This window comes from Mesorhizobium sp. WSM4312 (assembly GCF_002294875.1).
Taxonomy (GTDB): Bacteria; Pseudomonadota; Alphaproteobacteria; order Rhizobiales; family Rhizobiaceae; genus Mesorhizobium.
This window is the reverse complement of sequence record NZ_NSFU01000012.1, coordinates 260,649-279,863: the sequence shown is the minus strand read 5'-3', so window position 1 is coordinate 279,863 and position 19,215 is coordinate 260,649. Positions and strand designations below refer to the sequence as shown.

Sequence of the window (19,215 nt, the reverse complement as noted above, 5' to 3'; positions counted from 1 at the left end):
CAAGACAGGGGCGGGGAAGGCCACGCCGCCTCATGGACCAGAATATTTCGTGCTGCGTCCACCACGTCATCAATCATATAGCCAATTCCCGATTTATTAACCAACCGGACTGTTCATCGTTATCGCCGCCAATCACAGCGGAGCATGCATTGCAACTAAGCCGCATGAGGAACTTGTTAGGACTGCGAGTTGAAACTTTGCCAAGCTTGACAGTTATGCTATTTCTGGACTGGGGGATGTGGATTCGCATTGCCTATGGAGGTGGCTCTTGTACCCAGAGGCATCAGGCGTCGGCACAGAGAGTGAGGGGCCTTCCTCGAGCGATGGTCCTCGTGCCGGCGAAGGGCTTCTCGCCGACCTTTTGGCGAACACGACCGAACTTTTGTCGTTCTATGACCGCGACTTCCAACTGACGCACCACGCGGCTGTGCTCAAAGGCATGTATGGAGGCGCCGTGGCGCCCGGCGCTGCCATCTGGGAGATCTACCCGAGCTTCCTCGATTCGAGGTTTCGCGACGAATTTCTTCGGGTGTTCCAGGGCGGCACCCCGGCAAACATCGACCTGCCGGGATCACCGGGCAAAGCGCCCCGATCCGTTTTCGTCTTCGGCACTGCGAATGGCGTGGGAATCATCGAATCAAGGGGGCGCGGCGGGCGGAGCGCCGCGGAGGAGCAAGAGCATGTAACTCTGCTCCACCAGGCGACGCACGACGTGCTGACCGGGCTGCAGAACCGCCGGCGATTCGGCGACCGGCTGCAACTTGCACTGGCGGCCGCCGGCGGAGCAAAACCCAAGGCTGCCCTGCTGCAAATCGACCTCGACGATTTCAAAGCGGTCAACGACACGCTCGGCCATGGAGCGGGCGACACGCTTCTCCAGCTCGCGGCGGGTCGTATCCGCGACGCGCTGCAGGACGGCGAATCCGCGTACCGGTATGCCGGCGATGAATTCGCCGTCATCCAACTGGGAAAGGACCAGCCCGCGGAAGCCGAGCGCCTTGCGGGATCGCTGGTCGACGCGTTCAAGGAGCCGTTCGTCATCAACGGCATTTCCGTCTTCGTCGGCTCGAGTATCGGAATTGCTTTCGGGCCGGAGCACGGGACCGATGGCGAGCAGCTGATGAAAGCCGCCGACATTGCTCTTTACGCAGCCAAGACGGATGGCCGCGGCTGCGCTCGAACGTTCAACCGTTCGATGCTGCTCTTGCTCGAGCAGCGCGAGAATCTGAGGCGCAGGCTTCGAACCGCGCTGGAACGGGACGAACTTTATCTGGAGTATCAGCCGCTCATTCGGTCTCCCGCGTCGGTGACCGGTTTCGAAGCGCTGCTCCGGTGGCGGCACCCGGAGATCGGGATCATTCCACCCAGCGTGTTCATACCGATCGCCGAGGCCGACGGCCTGATGGACGAGATCGGACGATGGGTGCTCGAGGAAGCCTGTCGCCAGGCGTTGACGTGGCCCTCCTCGCTGACAGTCGCAGTGAACCTGTCGCCGGCCCAGTTCCTTAGCGGTTCGCTGACGGATACAGTCGCTCAGATCATCGATGCGGTTGGAATCCGAGCAGACCGGCTTGAACTCGAGATAACCGAGACGGTCCTCCTCGAGAAGACGATCGACAATATCGACACGTTAAATACCCTGAACGTCTTGGGAATACGAATATCGCTCGACGATTTTGGAACATACTATTCTTCGTTGAGCTACCTAAAGAACTTTCCTTTCGACACATTGAAGATAGATCAGTACTTCATTGCCGACCTGGATACCGATCTCAAAAGCCAAACAATCGTGCGATCGATCATAAATCTGGCGCACGGCCTGGGAATAAGCGTCACAGCCGAGGGAGTCGAGACGTCGGCACAGGCCCGGTGGCTGATCAAGGAGAATTGCGATAGCCTGCAAGGTAATTTCCTGGGACGGCCGCTCGGAGCCGAGGCAACCGGCAATTTCATCAGACGGTCCCCGTTGAGGGTGGTACGAACGATGGAGGAAGCAAATCGGGCGGTTTAGCGCCTTGCACCCTTTGTTAACCTTGAAGTGGAGATTTGTGGAAGCGATCGAGGCGGATACCGCGCAATTCATCGAGTCGGTGCAAGAGTGACTTAATCACGGCGCGCGGCGAAATTTTCGCCGCGGGGCTCAGTACTGATGGAACAAGGGGAGGATGCCGATGGAACCTGTTCATCATGAGCTGGCTGGCGAGCCGACTTTTGCGCCCATGATCCAGATCGAGATGGAAATCAAAACGTTCGTCTCCGCATGGAGACACTGCGATTATGTCTCGACATACATGGCCCGGATGATCAGTCAAAACAGGTCCGACTCGGTCCGGCATTCAAATCTCTTTTCCTCTGCCTTCAACGAATTGCTGGAAGTCGCGTTTCGTAGCCGCCATGGCGACGGCGAGCTGGCATGTAGGGTGTCCCGCCATGGCGCGACGGACAGGATCGAGTTGACATTCCCCTGTGTCCCGGAGGAGCGCCAATTCTACGAAGAAGCCATGTCGCAAGCCACGGGAACCGAGGCCAGGGAGCGCTACCTCAATTCCGTGTCCGGGGATCTTGCGCCCAGTCGGGAGATCGTGCTCCTGGAACTGGCTGTCGACTACAATGCGATACTCAGGGTCGAGGAAGCCGACGGGAATGCTATCAGGCTCGTCGTGGATCTTCCGCTCGAGGGCCTGCGACATTGAGCCCTTACGACCTTCTCCCACGCTTCAAGGCGCAATACGACGCCAACAACCAGGAGTTCTCCATATCGGGAGTGGTCCGGCCTCAGGCGATCGATGAGCTTGGGCCCAGCATAGCATTGCTTCGTGGCGCGATCGACCGCGTGCGCGGCGTTCTCTACGTCAATGTCAGACGTCTCACGCAGATGAATAACGCTGCATTTCATGCCTTTTCAAGGATCATCATTGACGCTTGCCGCGCTCGACCCGATCTCAAATTCGTGGTCATCACGTCAAGCGTCGTCGGATGGACCTCGCGAAAATTCGGTCGCTTGAGCGGAATCGAACCGAACATAACGATCGAGGAATATGACAGCGAATTCTATCCGGGACAGGGCTTCCTCGAGGAGGGCGGATTCGTACCTATCCTGCGCTCACAGACAAAGATGACCTGGCGCCACGAGCGCGCAATCTTGCCCCGACACGGCATGAGGCAGGGGATCGTCATGGCCGACATCTGTTGCGGGATCGGTGATTTCGCCGTGCTCGTGCAGAAGGAATTCCAGCCAGCGCGGATCGTCGCCCTCGACCACTCCAAATCGAGCCTGGATTATGCTCGACAGGTGATGCGGGAGTTCGATATCCGGGGCATCGAATATACCTATGGCGATGCGTCCGAGATGCTGCTCGACGAAGCGCAGTTCGACCTGGTGACCTGCCGGCATTCCCTTCAGATCTTCAATCGGCCTGAACTCATCCTCAAGGAGCTCTACCGCGTATGCAAGCCGGGCGGTCGGGTCTACATCACCAACGAGAAGAATTCGCATTGCCTCGGCGAGCCGCGCGCCGAAAGCATTCGCTGGACCTACAACGAGGTGGCGAAGCTGTTCGGGCATTTCGAGATGGACGTCGAGCTTGGGCCCAAGAGCCGGCGCTATCTCATGGAAGCCGGATTCGAAGACATCCGTGTCGAGACCTTCATGGTCACTAACCTGGACGGCGATCCGCAGGATTTCGCTGATATCATTGCGGCCTGGGCGGATGTCTATGCGGGCGAGATGGCGACCAGACGCGGCGACGGACCAGAGTTCGTCGCACGGTTCCGGCAGGGCTTCCAGGACCACATTTTCGCAGCGCTCCACCCCAAGGGTTACGCGGGTTGGCCGATCTGGGTCGCATCGGGGCGACGGCCGCAATGAAAGCCGACAATGAGCCCGCCCCGCGCTTCGGCCTGCGCTCCTTTCGGGCAAAATTCGTATTGGTCGTTGGCGGCGCCGTATTGTTCGACCTCCTGCTGAGCGGTGGCCTGGCGCTTTGGAACGTTCAGAAGCTGTCGCGCGATGCCACATCGGAAGTCGGTGAGGGCCTGACGACCGCAAACCAGGAATACATTCGATCCTATGCCGAATCGACGGCGTTGAGCGTCGACCTGCTGCTCGATCGGGTTCATGGGGACGTCAAGGCGCTGGCCGGCGTGCTGCAGGCCCAGATCGACGATCCGACGAGGCAGCAACAGGTTGGAGCGACGCTGTCGCATGAGGCGCCCGGCTCCGTGAAGGTCGTCTACGACGCGCGGGGCGATTGGGCGCAGAATCTGCCGGGCGCGCCTTCGGTGGTAAGCGTTTGGGGCTACCTGCTGGGTGCCGACCACACTCCGCTGCCGGGCGTTCAGAAGGAAATAGACGACAGCACCGTGATCGATCTCGTCGCGCCAACTCTCATGGCCAGCGGGTCGTCCAAACTGCAGATGTACTATATTGGTCCAAAAGAACGGCCGATCTTCAGGACAGTGCCGTATACGAACCAGGCACAGACCTTCGACCGGCTCTATCCAGGCCACAACAAGTCGGAATTCTGGGAGTTCTTTTTTCCGGGGATCTATGGGTCATGGCAGCAGTGGGCCAGGGATCCGGCGTCGCGTCCGGTCCCTGACGACATTACCCAGACTGCGCCTTACACCGATGCAATCACGGGAAAGCTGATCGTCAGCTTTTTCCAGCCGCTGTGGACGCGCGAGCGCTCCGGTATCGCCGGTACGGCGGGAGCAGACATCACTCTCGACCAGCTCGCGGAAGTCGTCGAAAGGGTGAAGATCGCCGAAACCGGGTTCGGCTTCCTCACGATGTCGACTGGCAACGTGGTGGCGATCAATCCGTCGGGCCAGGCGATCATCGGCCTGACTTCATCGAACGACGCGGGCACGCAGGGCGTCACCGGCCTGGAGAGGTCCTTGCGGGGAAGTGTGCAGCCGGCAATCGCGTCACTGCCTCTCGACCAGAACAATGACGGCGTCATTCAGCATATCATGCTCGACAACAAGGGCGAGCGCGTACCCTACATCGTCGTCCTCAAGAGATTGAAGCCGACCAATCTGTGGAGTTCGGGACCGATCAAGTCCGAAACGATGTCGGTCGGGATCGTCGTCCCCGAACGGGAGATCTATGCGTCCTTGTTCGCGGCGCAGGAGAGTATTTCGCGCGCAACCAATCGTATCCTGCTCTTTCAGATCGGTGCGATCATCGTTTCGCTTCTGATTGTTTTCGCGGCTGTGCTCGGAATTTCGAAGCGGATCACCGCCGGCCTCAGGGCGCTTGCCGGTGCCGCCCAGCGGCTCCAGACCAAGGACTATTCAGTCCGCGTGAGCATTCCGACGCGTGACGAAGTTGGAGCGGCGGGGATCGCTTTCAACCGGATGGCTGAGCAGATCAGCTTTCACACCGAAAACCTCGAGCAACTCGTCGACGAACGCACCAGGGAGCTCGGGGACGCCAATCAGGAGATTTCCGCACTCAACGAAAAGCTACGGGACGAGAACGTCCGCCTCGGCGCCGAGCTCGCGGTTGCCAGGCAGATCCAGATGATGGTCCTGCCGAAACCATTCGAACTCGAAGCGATTCCGGGACTGGAGATCGCAGCCTACATGCGGCCGGCCGACGAGGTCGGCGGTGACTACTACGACGTCCTGCAGAATGGGTCACGGGTCAAGATCGGCATCGGCGACGTGACCGGTCATGGTCTCGAAAGCGGCGTTTTGATGCTGATGGTCCAATCCGTTGCACGCGCGCTGCAGGAGACCAACGAGCGGAATCCGCACCAGTTCCTGGACCGGCTGAACAGAGCGATCTACAAGAACATCGAGCGGACGAAGACCGATAAGCATCTCTCGCTGGCCTTCCTCGACTTCGAGGATGAGCGCGTAACGCTATCCGGTCAGCATGAGGACGTGCTCATCGTGCGCGCTGACGGGGAAGTCGAACGCATCGATACGCTTGATCTGGGTCTGCCGGTTGGCCTTGAGAATGACATCTCGAAGTTCATCGACACGCGTGACATCCCGTTCGAGAGTGGCGACGTGATCGTGCTGCACACCGATGGTGTGACCGAGGCGGAGGATCAGGACAAAAGGCTGTTCGGGTTCGAGCGCCTCTGCCAGAGCGCACGAAAACGTCAGGGCGGGAGCGCCGAGGAAATCAAAACCGGGATCGTCGAGGATCTGATGGCCCATATCGGAATCCAGAAGATCCACGACGACATCACCCTCGTGATCATAAGGCACACCTAGGCAATGACAACGCTGTTCGGGACCCCTGACATTGCAATCGGGATGATGGAAAGCGTCAGTCGCGTGCGGCTGTTCGACGGACCTCTCGACTTGAGCTGGCGTCATTGTGCCACGACGTCGGACTTCATCGCCGATCTTTTCGCTTTGCGCTTTCAGGCGTCCCGCAATGACTACAGAGAAGTGCGGCACTCCATCGGATATCTGGTCAACGAGCTCATCGAAAATGCCGTCAAGTTCCGCGCGCCGGGTGAGATCGTGATCGAGACGTCGATGGATTCGGAGTGCTTCAAGATCAAGGTGTCGAATGACGTCGACGGTGAAAACGCGTCCGGGTTCCAAAGCCTCCTGGCGGACATCACGGTTGGCGACCCCAGGGACCTGCTGATACAGCGAATTGAAGCGAATGCCGCGAACCCCGACGTGTCAGGCTCCGGACTCGGATTGCTGACGTTGATGAGCGACTATGGCGCACGCCTGGCCTGGATATTCAGCCCGACCGACGAAAGCGATCGGATTTGCCTGGAGACATACGCCTCCATTCCGATCTCGCAAACGCACAACTAGAAGAAACGAACCAGGCCATGGAAATCAAGACAGACGACTACCGCGTGTGGATTGAAGGAAGCGATATTTTTTTCGACGGCGCCATGCGGCTCGCGAGTTCCGAGGCCGGTGCGCCCATCACGGCTTTGGCGACCAGCGTCCTTGCCTCGAATCCCGCTTCCATTACGCTCAATCTGAAGGACCTTCACTTTCTCAACTCTTCCGGCATCAACCTGCTGGCGAAATTCACCATCGAGGTGCGCAAACATCCCGATGTTCGGCTCGTCGTGCGTGGAACGCCCGACATACCCTGGCAATCGAAATCATTGCCGAACCTGAAGAAGCTGCATCCCGCCCTGGTGCTTTTGATGGACTAAGGTCGCCCGAAATCAGCCTACGACGCACCGAGTGAGATATGTACTCCATGACAAGTATTTGGATGCGAAGGTAACGACAATTCGGCCTGGTGCGCAGATGCTGGCAATTGCCCGGCGGGGGCTCGGCACAGGCGGCAGGCGTCCATGTTGGGGGGATGTCGGGCTGCCTGTGCCGATTAGCCGCCGCTGCGCGATCAAAGGTGGCGTCATTGAGTAAGCGTGCCAAGGTGACCGGCGGCCGGCTGGAGTTCATTCCGCCGCAGATCCCGACTCGTGTCGAGGAGCCGCCCCGAGACGAGGGATGGGTTCACGAGGTCAATCTCGATGGCTACCGCACGCAGATCATCATCGATAAAGGCAGCGTGCGCCTTTACAGCAAGAACGGCCGTGACTGGACCACCAAATATTGGCCCATCGCGCTGGCTGTCGAGCTGCCATGCCGGGCCGCCATTATCGACGGCGATGTCATTGTGCCAGACGAGCAGAGCGCTCACGATTACCCTTCGCTGGAAGCCGCGATCTGGAACGAACCGAACCGGCTCGCGTTCGTCGCGTTCGACATCCTCCATCTGGACGGTCGCAATCTAGTCTCCTTGCCCCTGCTGCAGCGCAAGCAGGCGCTATGGCAACTGGTTGAGCACGGCCTCGGCAAGATCCAGTACAGCGAGCATTTCGAGAGCAGTGCGCCAGCGATCTTTCGCGCCATCGAGAATGTGGGGCTCAAGAGCATCATCTCGAAGCGCGCCGACAGCAGCTACACGAGCGGACCATCGAACACATGGTTGAAGGCCAAATACTTCGAGGAAGCCGATTTCTGAGCATCGACGACGCTTCTGGCGCAACCGCGGCCTCAGCGCCGGCACCAGCAATGTCCTCGAGCAGGAGGTCGTGCGCGAGAAGCAAGCAGTTCAAACCTACGCCGCTTTCTGCTTGAATACTTTCGACATCCCGCTGGAGCACCACCCCATCTCAAACGATCCTTTCGCCCCCTTGCGGCAACGCTTCCTTGCCCGATGCGCCGATCAGCTCGGGCAGCTGAAGGTCATCGCATGTGAGGGCGGTCCTTTGCCCCGCGGGGCGGGCGGTCCGCTGGTCAGGATAGCGCACTCGCTGGCGGGTGCGGCGGGGACATTCGGCTTTCCGGATATCGGCGCGCGGGCGTCGGCGCTGGAAACGCTGCTAATCGAACAGCCGGATGAAGGAGCCGCCGCCCAAGCCGCGCTCGATGCGCTCATCGCGGAGATTGAGCAAACGCTGAAATGAAGCGGGCGTTATTTCTTCGCACCGGACAGGCCAGTCCTGGTCATTTCGCCCCAGCTCTGGTCGGCCCGCAAATATTGCCACCAGCCCTTCACGCGCCAGAAATTGTTGAGCTGGCGGTAGCCGAAATTCTCGATCACCGCCACCGCCGTCAGCACCGCCAGGTCCCTGGCGCGCGGAAAACGCTGCAGCTCGGCCTCTTCGAGGACCAGTGAGCACACGCTGACGCAGACGCCATAGGTGAAGATGAGCGAGGTGAAGGCCAGCAGATACTCGGTCGACAGGATGCCGAGCAGCCAGAATGCCGGGATCAGGATGTAGCCCAGCACCTCCGCTAGCGGCCCTAGCACATCGACAATCAATATGTGGCCGAAGCCCAGGAATCCGACGCGGCCATAGCGCGGGTTGAAGAGCATGGCGCGGTGGCGGAAGAAGCACTCGAGCGCGCCGCGCTGCCAGCGCGTGCGCTGCCGTGCGAGCACGCTCAGTGTTTCCGGCGCCTCGGTCCAGCACACCGGCTCCGGAATGAACTGGATGCGGTATTTGCGCCTCGCATCTCTCATGTGGCGGTGCAGCTTGATGACGAGGTCGAGGTCCTCGCCCATCGAGCCCATGGTGAAGCCGCCCACCGCCACCACCTCCGTGCGGCGGAACATGCCGAAGGCGCCGGACACCAGCATCAGCGTGTTGATGTGGCTCCAGGCCAGCCGGGCCATGAGAAAGGCCCTTAGATATTCGACGACCTGGAGCAACGGCAGAAAGCGGTTGGGCAGGTGGATCTCGCGCACCCTGCCGGCTTCGATCCTCGATCCGTTGGCGATGCGGATCGTACCGCCGACGGCGATGGTGCGCTCGGGGTCGTCGATGAAGGGCTGGGCGGCGCGCATCAGCGCGTCGGGCTCGAGGATGGAATCGCCGTCGATCACGCAGAAAAGCGGCGCGCGGCAGACATTGATGCCGGCATTCTGGGCATCGGCCTTGCCGCCGTTTTCCTTGTCGACCACAAACAGCCGCTCGGTCATTGGCGAGGAATAGAGGCCGCGGATCGGCTTGTGCGCCAGCGCCTCCTCATAAGGCCGATGGAATTTCACCAGCTTGAAGGCCCCGATCAGGCGCTGCAGCGTCTGGTCCTTTGAGCCGTCGTTGATGACGATCACCTCGAAATTTGGATACTCGAGCGCCAGCATCGAATGGACGCTCTCGACCACGTTCAATTCCTCATTATAGGCGGGTACGAGGAGCGCGATCGGCGGCGCGACATCGCCATAGCGGTGCCACAGCAGCGCCGAGCGCGCGACCGGCGGGCGCTTGGAAAGCGCGTAGGCGGCAATAATGAGTTGCAACAGATAGATCGTCGTCTGCGCCAGCCCCGCCCCGATGATGAACCAGGACAGGATGGAAGCGGCCAGAACGATCTCGTGGCTCCAGTCGGACATCATGCGGCCGGCCCCTCGGCAAGGATGAGCGAGGCGGTGCGCTGGCTGCGCGAGACCTCGCTCGCAGCGATGTCGCGCAGCAGCCGTTCTCCCGGCTGGCCAAACGAGCGCAGGGCGTTGGCGGCGGCATAGCGCACGGTCCACGCCTCATCGTCCATCAGCGCGGAGAGCGGCGCGGCGAGCCCGGCGAGCCCGAGGCGCCCGGCGGCATCGGCGGCGGCGGCGCGCACGTCCCAGTCGCCGTTGGCCATCGCGCTTGCCAGGATGGCAGGCGCCTCGGCGTGCCCGGTGAGGCCCAGCGCGCGCAGCGCCGCGGCGGCGACCTCGGGCGATTGATCACCGGTGGCGCGGGCGAAGAAATCGGCGAAATGGAACCCGGCGGCACGAGCCAGCGCGTCGATCGCGGCCGCCCGGATGAAGGGCACCGCGTCGGTGCGCGCGGCATGATCCCTGAGCTCCTCGAAGCGCGCCGGCGGAAAGCGCCTGAACAACTCGATCAGGCGCCGCGAGCGCTGTCCCACCACGCCGACCTTGCCCAGTGCGATATCGAGCGGCGGCAGGCTGCCGAGATCGCAGAGCGCGATGGCGGCGGCGATCCTCACCTCGCGCGAACGGTCACGGTCGAGCGCCGAAAGCAGGCTCGCCACCGCGTTTTCCGAACGCAGCGCCGCAAGCATCTCGGCCGCGTGGATGCGCTCGGCGCCGTTGCCTTTTTCCAGCTGGCTGCCGACAAGCGCCGGCAGGCCGCATTCGTTGAAGGCGGCAAGGACGTCGTCATACTCCTCGCCGCGAAGCAGCGAAATGAACTCGAAGCCGGCATTGATCGCCACGCCCGCCGGCACCGCGAGCACCACCACCTTCAAGGCCTCGCGGTCCCGGTTTTCGGTGAAGGCGATCAGTGCTGTGTGAAGCTGGCGCCGCTGATCGATCTGCACCCTGCCTCGGCGTTCCTGCAGCACCCGCCGGACGATCAGGAACAGCATGATCACCAGGGAAACGGCGCTGAGCAAAATGGAAAGATCCCAGACGTACCACATGATCAGAACCGCGCGGTCAGGCCGAGCCCGAATATGCTTCGGTCGAATGTCGGGCGTTGCTCATGTGCGATACTGGCGCGGACCGTCAGCGGATCGTTGACGTCCCAGGAGATGCCGCCGAAGACGGTGCGCGTCGGCACCAGCGTGCCGTCGGAGATTTCGGGGGCGTCCGCATAGCCGCCGAACAGGTTGAAGCGCTGCGTCACCGCAAGGTCGACCCTAAGCACATAGCCGTCCGCGCGCGTGCCGATATCGTCGGCCGCATGCACCCAGCGGGCGGAAAGCCCCAGGCGGCCGTCGAAGATATAGCCCTGCACCCAGGGCGAGACGCTGGTGACGTTTGTGTTGGTGAAATTGTCGTAGCGGGTGTCGATGTTGAGCGACAAAGGGCCGAACGCCTTCGCCGCCGCCATGACCTGCAAGGACGCGCCGGCGCCGATCGCATAGCGCGCCAGGAAATCGGCATCCGGCGTCGCCGCGGCGAGCGCATAGGCGGAGAAGGCAGGCGAGAAGGCCTCGTCGATGCGGCCCTCGATCTGAACGTCGGTACGGCCGAAGCGGGTTGCCACGCGGGTGCGGCCTGAAATTGTCGTGCGCGGCGACAGCCGATAAGCAAGGCCAGCCGAGCTGTCGGTCCAGTCGCTCAGCCCGTTGGTGAGATCGCTCACCTCGGTGCCAAGGTCGAGCCGCCATCTGCGCGGGGGCGGCACGGCCAGTCGTTGCTCGATGTCGGAAGAGCCGGGCTCGATGGCGAGCGCCTCTCTGTAGGCCTGGCGCGCTGCATCGTCGTCGCCTAGGGCGCGGCGCACATCGCCGATCCCCACCAGCGCCTCGGCATTGCGCGAATCGATCGCAAGCGCGCGCTGGAACGACTGTCCGGCCCGCGTGTAGTCGGCCTCGAGCAGGGCGACCTTGGCATCGAGGTCGAGCGCCTCCACATTGTCCGGCGACGAGGCCAACACGTCATCGACCAGCGCGCGGGCGCCCGGCACGTCGCCCTGCCAAATCGCCAGGCGGATCTTGCCGATCCGCGCGTCGAGAAGGCCGGGTTTTATGGCCAGCGCCCGGTCGAAGAAATGCCCGGCTTCGTCGAACCGCTGGCTGGAGCCCAGGATAAGGCCAAGGGCAACCAAGATGTCGGTGTTCTTCGGCGCCAGCCCAAGCGCGCGGCGATAGACCTTCTCCGCTTCGGGCAGCTTTCCCGCTGTTCGCAACCGTCGACCTTGCTCCATCAGGCCGGCGACGGGATCGGGCCGTGGTTTCGCCCTCGGCGCCGCCGCCGACGCCTTCCTCGCCTCACCGCCGGCGGCCTGCATGGCCTTGCGGATGTTCTCCACAAGCGCGGCGGCGTCGGTGTTGCCGGGCTGGGCGCGCGCCACCGATTCGGCGAGCGGCAGCGCGGCATCCAGATTGCCGGAACGGAACTCGATCTCGGCCAGGCCAAAGCTTGCATCTTGATAGGCCGGAGCAAGGGAAAGCGCCTTGGAAAAGGCGTCGTGCGCCGCCGCCAGATCGTTGCGGCCGAGTTCGGCGAAACCGAGCTGAACCAGGGCGTCGGCATTGTCGGGTTTGAGCGCGAGTGCGCGCCGAAGCAGATCCACCGCCTCGTCGAAATGCCGGGCCTGCCTGGCTTTCACGGCGGACGCGTAGAGCTCATCGACCGTCTGCGCAAGCACCGCACCAGGAGTGGCCGCGATTGCCAGGATCAGGCATGCGGCAAGCGCTGCGCGCCGGCTGCGCCTCATCAGCGTTTCCCAGTCTTGCGCGCGATCAGACGCGCCAGCCGGGCCAGCAGTTCCTCGGGGATGAATGGCTTTACCAGATAGTCGTCGGCTCCCTTCTCGAGGGCCGAGACGATGTCCCTTTCGGCCTTGCGGGCGGTCAGCATCACCACCGGCGTGTCCGACAGGACCGGGTCGCCCTTGAGGCGAGCCAACACCTCCAGGCCGTCGGCCTTGGGCATCATCGCATCGAGCACGATGATATCGGGTCCGTCCTGTTCCGCCTTCGCCAGTGCCTCGGCACCGTCCACTGCCGTGATGACCTCGTATCCCTTCGCCCTCAGCCTGAATTCCATCAGTTCAAGCAACAGGGGATCATCATCGCAGATCAGAACTCTTGCCTTCGCTCCATTCACCTGTCCGGCTCCGGTTCACGCCTCGTTGCCCCCCGGAGTGATCAACCCATGAACCGACATCCGCCAATGTGGTCCATGCCAACGCCGGTGCGGGTCTCCCGCGCCGGCCGATGCCGCGCAATCATAAATAAAACCGATTCGCGACTGCCGTATTTCGATACAATCAGTAGATGAATATTGGGGTGTGGTACAGGTGCCGTAAACGGCAAACGGAGGTTGCTGACAGGCTTGTTGCCGCTGCCTTCGACCCGGAGGCTATGCCTGCCCGGGTCGCTCCGGAAGCAGCTTCCTGACTTCGCCGGCGAGCGCCAGCGGATCGAAAGGCTTGGCAATGACCCCGACCGCTCCCATGGCGAGATAGCGCTCGACCTGATGCGTCTGGGTGCGCGCGGTGATAAAGGCCACGGGTATCGACGCCGTCAGCGGTGAAGCAGCCAGGCGCTTCAGCGTCTCCGGCCCGTCCATGTCCGGCATCATCACGTCGAGCAAGATGAGGTCGGGATGCCATGCGGCGGCATCGGTCAGCGCCGCGGCGCCCGAAGAGCAGGACCGCACCTCGAATTCCGGCTCGAGCTCCAGCGACATCTGAGCGATTTCGCGGATATCGTGGTCGTCATCCACATAGAGGATTCTTGCCGGCATGATCGTCACTCCTTGGCGCGGGCGGCGGGTCTGGTGCCATCGCGCGATGAGGCCAACATGGTTCTGACAAGCTTTGCCACATCGATCTCCGACGCCCTGGTCTTGGTCATCATCGCCTGCACCCGATCGCCGAGTTTCTGGTCCGGTTCCGCCGCCGAGAACACGATCACTCCGGTCTCCAGCGGCAGATCGGCGAGCAGGTCCAGTCCCGATCCGTCTGGAAGTGCTATGTCCAGGATGACCAGGTCGAAGCGACGCTTCGCAACCGCCCGCCGTGCCTCCTGCAGCGTTTTCGCCGAGATGATCGAGACGTCCGAGCCCAGTCCCGCCGACATCACGGCTAGCACACCCTCGTCGTCCTCGACATGGAGGATCTTCGGCCTCTGTTCATTCCTGCCGGCGACGATCTTGGCAAGAGCGGCGTGAAGCCGCCCCGAATCCACCGGCTTCTCCAGCCAGTCGACGATGCCGACGGCGGTGCCGTTCAGCGAGCGCCTGGCCTCATCGGCGACGGCGGAGATGACGATGACCGCAATGTCGGAATTCACCGGTGACGCCCTGATGTCATGGAAGAGCTTGATGCCCGATTCTTCCGCCAGCTTGATGTCGAGTGTCAGTGCCACATAATCGCGAGACTGCAGAAGCGCCTTCGCGGTGGCGATGTCCGGGGCGACGTCGCTGGAAAAGCCTTCCGCGTCCAGGAGTGCCGCAATCACCGCCGCGACGTCGGTCTCGTCTTCGCAGATCAGAACCCGTAGGCGGCCATCGGGCTCCCGTGGCGGGCGCGGTGGCGGATACGGCCTCGGTTGGAGCCTGCGGGCTTCGGCAAGGTCGACATGGAACGAGGTTCCTTTCTCTTCCTCGGTTTCGAAGGAAACGGCGCCGCCCAGCTTTTCCACGATGGTCTTGACGATGCTGAGGCCGAGGCCGGTGCCGCCTTTCTTGCGGGTGCTGGACGCGTCAGCCTGTTCGAACTTGCCGAATATACGGCTGCGAAACGCCTCGGGGATACCCGCCCCCTGATCGATCACCGAGATGCGCAACATGTCGCGATCACGACGCTGTAGCTTCACCATCACGGTGCCGTCGGCGTGCGAGAACTTGATCGCGTTCGACAGAAGGTTGGCCATCACCTGGTGCAGGCGGTCCGGATCGATGTTGGCTTCGGCGCGCGGGGCATCGTCGACCAGGACGATGCGTATCCGGCTCTCGGCCATGTAGTTGGAACTGGCGGCAATGGCCTGCTCCATGATCGGGCGCACAGGCATCTGCTTGATCTTGAAGGCGATGACGCCTGACTCGATCTTCTCCATATCGAGGATGTCGTTGATGAGAAGAACCAGTCTCTCGCTATTGGTGTGAGCGATATTGACGAGGTTGGCGGCCTTCGGCGGCAATTCGCCCGCCACGCCCGCCGCGATCAGGCCCAGCGAGCCTCGGATGGATGTCAATGGGGTGCGCAGCTCATGACTGACCGTCGAAATGAAATCGTTCTTGAGCTGAGCGTTTCGCTTCTGCTCGGTGATCTCGCGATTGTAGGTGATGACACCGGTGATCTTGCCGACCTCGTCGCGGAACGGCGCCTTGAGCGTGTAAAGCCAGCCCTGTCTGCCATCCGGAAACACCGCCGGCTGTTCGATGCGCAATGTCTGCCCGGCCTTCAGTGCGCCCATCTCGTCCTGCCTGAAGCGCTCGGCCACGTCCTTCGAATAGAAATCGAAATCGGTCTTGCCGATGAGCTCCTCGACTGAAGCGGCCCCCAGCATTTCGGCGGTGGCGGGATTGGCGGCGATGAAGCGGCCGTCCACATCCTTTATGTTCAGGCAGTCCGGCAGTTCACGAACCATGGCCCGATAGATCACGTTGGACATGGAGAGATCGCGCCGCCGCTGTTGCCGGTCGAGCAGGATGCCGATCACCATGGTACTAAGGAAGCGGAACAGGAGGGACGGGAACGTGCTTTGCTGGATCAGGCCTGTGACGACTTGCGGGGGTATGACCAGGAGCGTGATCAGCCCGGCGAGTGCAACTGACACGCCGAAGCCGAATATGTCGAGCATCGTGCGCGACCGGGCCGCGACAATGTGGTGCCATGCCAGGCCGACGACGGCGGTGATCAGGATACCCATGACGCCGACATTGGCCCCCTGCCCGCCAAGATAGAGGCGATAGGCAATGGAGCCGATCGTGGCAACGAACATTGCCGGCCATCCGCCGAAGAACGCCGCGGCGCCGATAAAGGCGGCGCGCAGATCGACCACGAAGCCAGAGACAGACAAGGCGGTCGCCATTGAAAAGACCGCCCCCACGCACATGACCGCGCCCAGAAGCAGCGACTGTATTCGCGGCGAGAGACGCCCGGTGAAATCGGCCACGAGGTCCCAGGCGACGACCAGGACGGAGACCAGAGCAAGATTGGCGAGGAGTGATTGCCAGATCTCGGTCATGACTTTCCGGCTCCTTTTTTCCGATGAATATCGGCTAATCCTATCCGATATCTAAAGAAGCTGCGCATCAGTCCGCAGGGCCGGCACGCCGAGCAGAGGCGACATGGCAGCCACATGGCAGGCGTCTTCGTACCGGGCGCTTATCGGGCATCAAGTTGAAGCTTGATCTTCGGCGCCGCGTACTGACTATGGCCCCGACGTGCCCGGCCGCGCCGCCGTGAGGGTTGATACGTCCAAGCCTGCCTACCGGCTCACGGACTACTACAGCTGGCACCTTTTTTCTGGAAGCCCCTGCTCCGCTCAATGCCGAGAGGGGCTCCTCTGGCCTGCCGCCGGTTTCGTGGACACCGAGATAAGGTGTTTAACGGAACTGGAGGGTGGGAATGCAAAGAAGGAAGTTCGGCCGCAAGTTCAAGCTTGAGGCGGTGAGATTGATCAAGGACCGGGGCGTTGCAGTGGCGCAGGCCGCCCGCGACCTCGATGTCCACGAGAATGTGCTGCGCAAATGGGTGCGCGAGCTGTCGACGGATCCGCAGCACGGCTTTCCTGCGGCCGGCATCGCAGGTTCGTCCGGCGGTTCAGGGTATGGATCGCGTCGTGCGGCTGGTGACCCGCAAGCCGATGCTTGGCGAACCTTTTGGCGAACCTACCCGTAAGCCATTGATAAATAACGATAATGGTGGGCCCGGAGGACATGGTAAGGACGTTGATTCTATTGCGTTTTTCGTGGGCCAAAATTAGAAAGTTTCCCGCATCGTTCCGTATTGTCTTGCGATTGATCCCGACATCAGATTTCGACACGCTAGCGCGAAACACTATCGGCTTGTGGCGACGTCATTCCTATCAAGCCATGCCATCGGCCTACCCCGCCGCCAAAGCCGTCACTTCTCGCCGGAACGGCAGCGCGTCGCCGATATCGAGTTCGTCCATCTCACGAGCGAAACGATGGCCGGCGTAGGTCGCCCAGGCAATCGGACCTGGCGCCTCGGCATCGCCTATGACCTTGATCGAGCGAATGCCATTGTCGGCCCATTCGTCGCGCCGCGCTTTCAGGTCGCGCCAGACCTGGTCGTCCTGTTGGCGCGACGTCACCAGCACGACGGCGTCGGCGGCAATGTCGCGTTCGGCATGGGTGTAGGCGCAGGCGGTGGCGACGCCTCCCGGCACGACGCGTGTCACGATCCGGTTTAGCACGATCTCGACGCCGAGCTCGGCCAGCCGGCGATGGATGGCGCCTTGCTCCAGCGTGTTGCGGGTCCAGTCGGACACATAGGCGGACGGCGTCACCAGCGTCACCTTCGCGCCCCGGCGCGCCATCAGCTCGGCCAGAACGCCACCCATGTAGTAGTGGTCGTCGTCGAACAGCACGACAGTGCCGGTCGGTACATTTCCGCCCATCAGGTCGTCCGGGGTATAGAGCGGCATGGCCGGGTCCACCGGCATCGGCATGACATGCGCACGCGCCACGCCGTCACGGCGCCATGTCGAGCCGGTGGCAATGGCGATGTTCTGAAACCCGAAGGCCAGGATATCCTCGGCGGACAACCGGCTTTCGAAATAGACGTCGACATTGGACATCTGGCTGAGCTGATACTGGCGATAGTCGCGTACGCGACCCCAGGCGGAGAGGCCAGGCAAGCGGCACTCGCGCGACACGCGGCCGCCGAGCTCGGTGCCTGCCTCGGCGATCGCCACCTGGTAGCCGCGCAGGCCGAGTGCGCGGGCGGCCTCAAGCCCGGCGGGACCGGCGCCGACGATCAGCACGCTGTCGCTGTCGCCCTTGGCCTGCATCCGCTCCGGATGCCAACCCTTGCGCCACTCCTCCATGAAGGTCGGGTTCTGCGTGCAGCGCGAGATCGACATGGTCATGTCGCCGGTGATGCAGATGTTGCAGCCGATGCATTCGCGAATGTCCTCGATCCGTCCCTCCTCCATCTTCTTCGGTAGGAAGGGATCGGCGATCGATGGACGGGCGCAGCCGATGAAATCGAGCGTGCCGGACTTGATCATCCTGACCATCACGTCCGGCGAGGTGAAGCGACCGACGCCGACGACCGGCCTCGACGTCAGCGTCTTGATGCCGGACACCAGGCTCTCCTGTGCCGCCTCCTCCTTGAACCGCGACGGCCCCGAACAATCCTCCCAGGCGCCATGCGCCAGGTCCCAGAGGTCGGGCAGCTCGGCATGCATCTCGATCATGTCGCGCACTTCGGAATTGGCGAAGCCAAATTCGCCGATCATCTCGTCCAGCGACAGCCGCAGCGTCAGGCCGCAAGTGTCGCCGATGGCGTCGCGGCCTTCTTCGATCAGCTCGCGCATCAGCCGTGAGCGGTTTTCCAACGGGCCGCCATATTCGTCGCTGCGCTGGTTGGTGGCGGTGGACAGGAAGTGCTGGATAATGCCGAAGCCATGCGCACCATAGAGACAGACTAGGTCGAAACCCGCCAGCTTCGCGCGTTTGAAGGCATTGCGGTGCCAGCGCCTGAGGTCACGTATATCCTGCTTGTCCATGGCGCGTGCCTGGACTGGATCGTTGGTGAAGGTGCGGATCGGCAAGGCCGACGGTCCGCGCGGCACTTCCTTGGTGTAGAGGTTCGGGCCGTTGATACCGGAATAGGCGAGCTGGATGCCGGCCAGCGCGCCATGCTGGTGCATGGCCTTGGCCATCTTCGCCAGCGCTGGGATGTCGGCGTCGTCCCAAAGCCTGAGCTCGATGAAGGGCGTGATCTCCGAGGTGTGGTGCATCTCGGTCTGCTCGGTGAAGATGACGCCCCAGCCGCCTTCCGACTTGATGCGCCGCATCTCGGCCGCGGCGGACGGATCACGATAGCCGCCACCATTGCAGTGCGGCACCTGGTAGAAGCGGTTCTTGGCGGTCACCGGACCGATCTTCACAGGCTCGAACAGAATGTCGTAGCGTGGATCACGCATGGTGCTTCCTTCCTGCCAGCGTCGCGTCGCGGCATGCGCGGTGATGGTTTCAAACCTGGCGCAAGCCGGTCTGCCCGGTGGGTAGACGCCGTGAACCTACTCATAAGTTGCGGCGCGTGCCGGAAAACTACAGATTTCTTCTGTGCCGATTAGGACGCGCCTAATCCGCCCCCC

General features: G+C 62.1%; 15 protein-coding genes and 1 pseudogene. 9 read left to right on the top strand and 7 right to left on the bottom strand.

Annotated features, from left to right (window positions below; genetic code table 11):
• Positions 1-361: 361 nt before the first annotated feature.
• From CK228_RS22095 to CK228_RS22060, 8 genes are all read left to right on the top strand, one after another.
• Positions 362-2,011, top strand: a complete 1,650-nt coding sequence (locus CK228_RS22095; protein WP_095775872.1) for a bifunctional diguanylate cyclase/phosphodiesterase — start codon at positions 362-364, stop codon at positions 2,009-2,011.
• 160 nt (positions 2,012-2,171) lie between these two features.
• The gene (locus tag CK228_RS22090) at positions 2,172-2,693 is read left to right on the top strand and encodes a ubiquinone biosynthesis methyltransferase UbiE (RefSeq protein ID WP_095775921.1); all 522 of its coding nucleotides are present in this window, start codon (positions 2,172-2,174) and stop codon (positions 2,691-2,693) included.
• Positions 2,690-3,868 (top strand): class I SAM-dependent methyltransferase, encoded by a 1,179-nt coding sequence (locus tag CK228_RS22085; RefSeq protein WP_095789203.1) that lies wholly within the window; start codon positions 2,690-2,692, stop codon positions 3,866-3,868. Before CK228_RS22090 ends, CK228_RS22085 begins: the two co-directional genes overlap by 4 nt.
• The gene (locus tag CK228_RS22080) at positions 3,865-6,231 is read left to right on the top strand and encodes a SpoIIE family protein phosphatase (protein WP_095789221.1); all 2,367 of its coding nucleotides are present in this window, start codon (positions 3,865-3,867) and stop codon (positions 6,229-6,231) included. Before CK228_RS22085 ends, CK228_RS22080 begins: the two co-directional genes overlap by 4 nt.
• Before the next feature lie 3 nt (positions 6,232-6,234).
• Complete coding sequence (locus tag CK228_RS22075; RefSeq protein ID WP_179296002.1) at positions 6,235-6,795, top strand: ATP-binding protein; 561 nt, start codon at positions 6,235-6,237, stop codon at positions 6,793-6,795.
• A gap of 17 nt (positions 6,796-6,812) precedes the next feature.
• Positions 6,813-7,151, top strand: a complete 339-nt coding sequence (locus CK228_RS22070; protein WP_095775874.1) for a hypothetical protein — start codon at positions 6,813-6,815, stop codon at positions 7,149-7,151.
• Positions 7,152-7,351: 200 nt separating this feature from the next.
• Positions 7,352-7,969 carry a DNA ligase gene (locus tag CK228_RS22065; RefSeq protein ID WP_245318376.1) on the top strand — a complete coding sequence of 206 codons (618 nt, stop codon included), beginning with the start codon at positions 7,352-7,354 and terminating at the stop codon, positions 7,967-7,969.
• A gap of 70 nt (positions 7,970-8,039) precedes the next feature.
• A complete protein-coding gene (locus tag CK228_RS22060) occupies positions 8,040-8,414 on the top strand; it encodes an Hpt domain-containing protein (protein ID WP_095789202.1) in 375 nt (124 codons plus the stop codon).
• 8 nt (positions 8,415-8,422) lie between these two features.
• Here CK228_RS22060 and CK228_RS22055 read toward each other — a convergent pair whose 3' ends face one another.
• The 6 genes from CK228_RS22055 to CK228_RS22030 form a co-directional block, all read right to left on the bottom strand.
• Positions 8,423-9,850, bottom strand: coding sequence for a glycosyltransferase family 2 protein (locus CK228_RS22055; protein WP_179296001.1), 1,428 nt, complete (start codon positions 9,848-9,850; stop codon positions 8,423-8,425).
• Positions 9,847-10,884: a HEAT repeat domain-containing protein gene (locus CK228_RS22050; RefSeq protein WP_095775877.1), complete on the bottom strand. Its 1,038-nt coding sequence runs from the start codon at positions 10,882-10,884 to the stop codon at positions 9,847-9,849. Before CK228_RS22050 ends, CK228_RS22055 begins: the two co-directional genes overlap by 4 nt.
• A 2-nt stretch (positions 10,885-10,886) precedes the next feature.
• Positions 10,887-12,629 (bottom strand): YaiO family outer membrane beta-barrel protein, encoded by a 1,743-nt coding sequence (locus CK228_RS22045; RefSeq protein WP_095789201.1) that lies wholly within the window; start codon positions 12,627-12,629, stop codon positions 10,887-10,889.
• Positions 12,629-13,021, bottom strand: coding sequence for a response regulator (locus tag CK228_RS22040; RefSeq protein WP_095775879.1), 393 nt, complete (start codon positions 13,019-13,021; stop codon positions 12,629-12,631). Before CK228_RS22040 ends, CK228_RS22045 begins: the two co-directional genes overlap by 1 nt.
• A gap of 255 nt (positions 13,022-13,276) precedes the next feature.
• Positions 13,277-13,663, bottom strand: a complete 387-nt coding sequence (locus CK228_RS22035; RefSeq protein WP_095775925.1) for a response regulator — start codon at positions 13,661-13,663, stop codon at positions 13,277-13,279.
• A 5-nt stretch (positions 13,664-13,668) separates the two neighbouring features.
• Positions 13,669-16,110 (bottom strand): response regulator, encoded by a 2,442-nt coding sequence (locus tag CK228_RS22030; protein WP_095789200.1) that lies wholly within the window; start codon positions 16,108-16,110, stop codon positions 13,669-13,671.
• A 383-nt stretch (positions 16,111-16,493) separates the two neighbouring features.
• On the opposite strand from CK228_RS22030, the pseudogene CK228_RS22025 reads away from it, so the two are divergent.
• Positions 16,494-16,725 (top strand): annotated as a pseudogene (locus tag CK228_RS22025) (transposase); the annotation flags it as partial.
• Positions 16,726-16,971: 246 nt separating this feature from the next.
• On the opposite strand, the gene CK228_RS22020 reads toward CK228_RS22025, so the two are convergent.
• Positions 16,972-19,041 (bottom strand): NAD(P)-binding protein, encoded by a 2,070-nt coding sequence (locus tag CK228_RS22020; RefSeq protein WP_095789199.1) that lies wholly within the window; start codon positions 19,039-19,041, stop codon positions 16,972-16,974.
• Positions 19,042-19,215: the final 174 nt, after the last annotated feature.